Here is a 3,892-nt window from a genome sequence, read left to right as displayed (position 1 = left end):
GCCCTGGGGCGGGGGGACAGGGCTCGTCCTCGGCCAGGTGCTCCCCGAAGGGCCGGCGCCGCTCATCCTCTCGCTCGAACGGATGGCGGCCGCGCGCGGCATCTGGCCCGCCGAGGGGCTGATGATCGCCGAGGCGGGCATGACCCTGGCCGAGGTCCAGGCGGCGGCGGAGGCGGCGGGCCTCCTCTTCCCGCTCTCGCTCGCGTCCGAGGGAACGGCGCGGGTGGGGGGCGTCCTGGCCACCAACGCCGGCGGCACCGCCGTCCTGCGCTACGGGAACGCCCGCGCCCTCTGCCTCGGGGTCGAGGCGGTGCTGGCCGACGGCTCGATCCTTCATGGCCTGAAGCGTCTCAGGAAGGACAACACCGGCTACGACGTCACCGATCTCCTGGTCGGCTCCGAGGGCACGCTCGGCATCCTTACCGCCGCCACGCTCCGGCTCTTCCCACGCCCCGCCGCCCTGGCGACCGCTGCTCTCGCCGTGTCCGGCCCGGCCGGGGCCCTTCGCCTCCTCGCGCTGGCGCAGGACAGGACCGGGGGCGCGGTCTCCACCTTCGAGCTGATCGGCGGGCAGGGGCTGCGGTTCCTCGACGAGGTGCTGCCGGAGGTGCGCCAGCCGCTTCCCGGCCGGCCGGACTGGTCGGTGCTGATGGAGCTTGGCCTGCCGCCGGGGCTCGATCCCGAGGCGGTGCTGGGCGAGATCTACGAGGCGGCGGCCGCCGAAGGGCTCGTGGGCGAGGCCGTGCTCGCCGCGAGCGCGGCGCAGCGGCAGATGCTCTGGGACCTGCGCGAGCGGCTCCCCGAGGCGAACCGCCGGATCGGTGCCATCGCCTCGCATGACATCTCGCTGCCGCTCTCGGAAATAGCGGCCTTTCTGCCCCGCGCGGATGCCGCCCTGCGCGCCCTCGGACCCTTCCGGATCAATGCCTTCGGTCATCTCGGCGACGGCAACCTGCACTACAACGTCTTCCCGCCGCAGGGCGGCACCCACGCCGCCTGGGTCGGTCATGCCGCGGAAGTCACGCGGGCGGTCCATGACCTTGTCCACGACCACGGCGGCTCGATCAGCGCCGAGCACGGGATCGGCCGGCTGAAAACCGGGGAGCTTCTGCGCTACGGTGATCCGGCGAAACTCTCCGCCATGCGGCGGATCAAGCAGGCCCTCGATCCCCTCGGCATCCTGAACCCCGGCGCGGTGATCCGGCCGTGAGACGGAGCGCCCCGCCGGGGGAAGGACCGGCGGGGCGGGAGCCGCGAAACTCACGTTGCGAACGTGCCCCGCGAGGGGCGCAGGGAGAGGTCTAGCGCCGAGTCCTTACCAGGCGGTTAAGCCCCCTCGAACTCGCAAAGGACATGCACCTTCATGCCGAGCCGTTCCAGAAGCCGCCGCCCGCCAAGCTCCGGCAGGTCGATCACGAAGGCGCAGCCGACGACCTCGGCCCCGAGCCGCTCGCAGAGCTTGATGCCCGCCTCGCAGGTCCCGCCCGTGGCCAGCAAGTCATCGACAATCAAGACTTTTTCGCCGGGCGCGATGGCGTCCTCGTGGACCTCCATCACCGCCTCGCCGTATTCGAGCGTGTAGCCCTGCGCGATGGTCCGGCCGGGCAGCTTGCCCTTCTTGCGGATCGGCACGAAGCCCTTCGTCAGCTGGTGCGCTATGGCCCCGCCGAGGATGAATCCCCGTGCCTCCAGCCCCACCACCTTGTCGATCCGGGCGCCGGCATAGGGGTGAAGAAGCTGGTCGATGGCCATCCGGAAGCCGCGGGCATCGGCGAAGAGCGTGGTCACGTCGCGGAAGAGGATGCCCTCGTGCGGGAAGTCGGGAATCGTGCGGATGTAGTCCTTGACGGTCTTTTGCATGGGGTCCCCGGTCGCTCGTCCGAGGGGGTGGTAGCACGCCCCGCGCCGGCCGCAAAGCGGGGCGGGATGCGTCGGGTTCCCGTCGGACCCGCGTCGGGTTCGCGTCGGTTTTCCGTCCCGACAGGGCGTGCGGGGCGGCAAGGGCCGGGAAAGCCGGCCGGGCCGGCGGATTGACAGTCTTCCGTGTCGGGCCTTACTGCCGGAAGCGATGCTGACTGTCAGCGCTGCGGGTAGGAGACGACCATGTCCGAGATCAAGCGGAACTTCATTGGCGGCCAATGGTGCGCTGCGGCGGGTGCCAGCGAGAACCGCAGTCCCGCCAATCCCGACGACCTGGTCGGCCTTTACGCCCGGGGCACCGCCTCGGATGTCGAGGCGGCGGTGGCGGCGGCGAGGGCGGCCCAGCCCGCCTGGGGCCGCGGCTCCCCGCAACTGCGGTCGGACGTGTTGCGGCGGGCGGGCGATCTCCTTCTCGCGCGGAACGACGCGCTCGGCCGGCTTCTCGCCCGCGAGGAGGGCAAGACCCTGGCCGAGGCGAAGGGCGAGGCGCTGCGGGCCGCGCAGCTCTTCTACTTCTATGCGGGCGAGGCGGTGCGCAACCCGGGCGAGAAGCTGAACTCGATCCGTGAGGGGGTCGAGGTCGACGTGATGCGCGAGCCCCTGGGAGTCGTCGGCCTGATCACGCCCTGGAACTTCCCGATCGCCATTCCGGCCTGGAAGGCCGCGCCGGCGCTGGCCGCCGGCAACGCGGTGGTGATGAAGCCCGCCGACCTGACCCCGGGGTGCGCGCATGTGCTGGCGGAAGTGCTCGCGGAGGCCGGTTGCCCGCCCGGCGTCTTCAACCTCGTGATGGGACGAGGCTCCGAGATCGGGGCGGCGCTGGTGCAGAACCCCGAGGTGGCGGCGATTTCCTTCACCGGCTCCGAACGGGTGGGACGCGGCATCGCGGCGGGCTGCGCGGCGGGGATGAAGAAGGTCCAGCTGGAGATGGGCGGCAAGAACCCGATGGTGGTCATGGCCGACGCCGACCTGGACCTGGCGGTGAACGCCTGCCTGAACGGCGCCTTCTTCTCGACCGGCCAGCGCTGCACCGCCTCCTCCCGGCTGATCGTCGAGGAGCGCATCCACGACGCCTTCGTCGAGACGCTTGCGGCGGCCATGGGCGCCCTGCGCGTCGGCGACCCGCTGGAGGCCGAGACGCAGATCGGGCCGGTGGTGTCCGAGGCCCAGCTTTCCGGCAACCTCGACTATGTCCGCCTCGCCGCCGAGGAAGGCTGCGAGGTCCTCGGCGGCCAGCGTCTGAACCGGCCGGGCAGTTTCCAGGCGCCGGCGCTGTTCCTGAAGGCGCGCAACGACATGCGCACGAGCCGCGAGGAAATCTTCGGCCCCTGCGCCAGCGTGATCCGGGTGGCCGACTTCGACGAGGCGCTGGCGGTGGCCAACGACACGCCCTTCGGCCTGTCCTCCGGCATCTGCACCGGCTCGCTGAAACACGCCACCGCCTTCCGGCGCGGCTCCAGGGCCGGGATGGTGATGGTCAACCTGCCGACGGCGGGCGTGGACTACCATGTCCCCTTCGGCGGCCGCGGCGGCTCCTCCCTCGGCGGGCGCGAACAGGGACGGATGGCGATGGACTTCTACACGTCCGTCAAGACGGCCTACAGCTTCGCGGGATAGGGGCGACCCTGCCCGTGGGGGCCGGCCCGATCCTCTCCGGCGGCGGCGCGGTGGACCGGGGCCGTGCCGTCCGAAAAGCGGGCGGGATGCGTCGGTTTCACGTCGGACCCGCGTCGGGTTCGCGTCGGTTTTCCGTCCCGACAAGGCGCGCGGGGCGGCAAGGGCCGGGTAAGGCCGCTTCCGCTTGCCCGCGGCCGCGATCCGGTCAAGGTTCCGGCAACCGAAATGCGTTCGGACGCAGGGGCAGACCGGGGAGGGGCGGGCGGGGCAGGCCGAAGCGCCGTTTCAGGAGTTCGGTGCCCGTCACCGGGCGTTGTCGCGCCGGGGGGCGAATTGCACGACATGGGACTGGGAG

The 3,892-nt window shown here is 71.7% G+C and carries 3 protein-coding genes; 2 read left to right on the top strand and 1 reads right to left on the bottom strand.

The genetic code is table 11. The annotated features are described in order from the left end of the window. Positions 1-1,210, top strand: a 1,210-nt coding sequence (locus F9K34_RS17575) for an FAD-binding oxidoreductase (protein WP_291338411.1), incomplete at its 5' end; no start/stop codon positions are given. 116 nt (positions 1,211-1,326) lie between these two features. Here F9K34_RS17575 and F9K34_RS17570 read toward each other — a convergent pair. Beyond that, entirely contained in the window at positions 1,327-1,860 is a 534-nt protein-coding gene (locus tag F9K34_RS17570) for an adenine phosphoribosyltransferase (protein ID WP_291338410.1), read from the bottom strand. A gap of 243 nt (positions 1,861-2,103) precedes the next feature. Between F9K34_RS17570 and F9K34_RS17565 the strand changes: the two genes are divergently transcribed. Next, the gene (locus F9K34_RS17565) at positions 2,104-3,537 is read left to right on the top strand and encodes an aldehyde dehydrogenase family protein (protein ID WP_291338409.1); all 1,434 of its coding nucleotides are present in this window, start codon (positions 2,104-2,106) and stop codon (positions 3,535-3,537) included. Positions 3,538-3,892: the final 355 nt, after the last annotated feature.

It is taken from the genome of Albidovulum sp. (assembly GCF_008933605.1).
Classification (GTDB): domain Bacteria; phylum Pseudomonadota; class Alphaproteobacteria; order Rhodobacterales; family Rhodobacteraceae; genus Albidovulum.
Note: the sequence above shows the minus strand (reverse complement) of the source record. Positions and strands in the feature narration are given on the sequence as shown.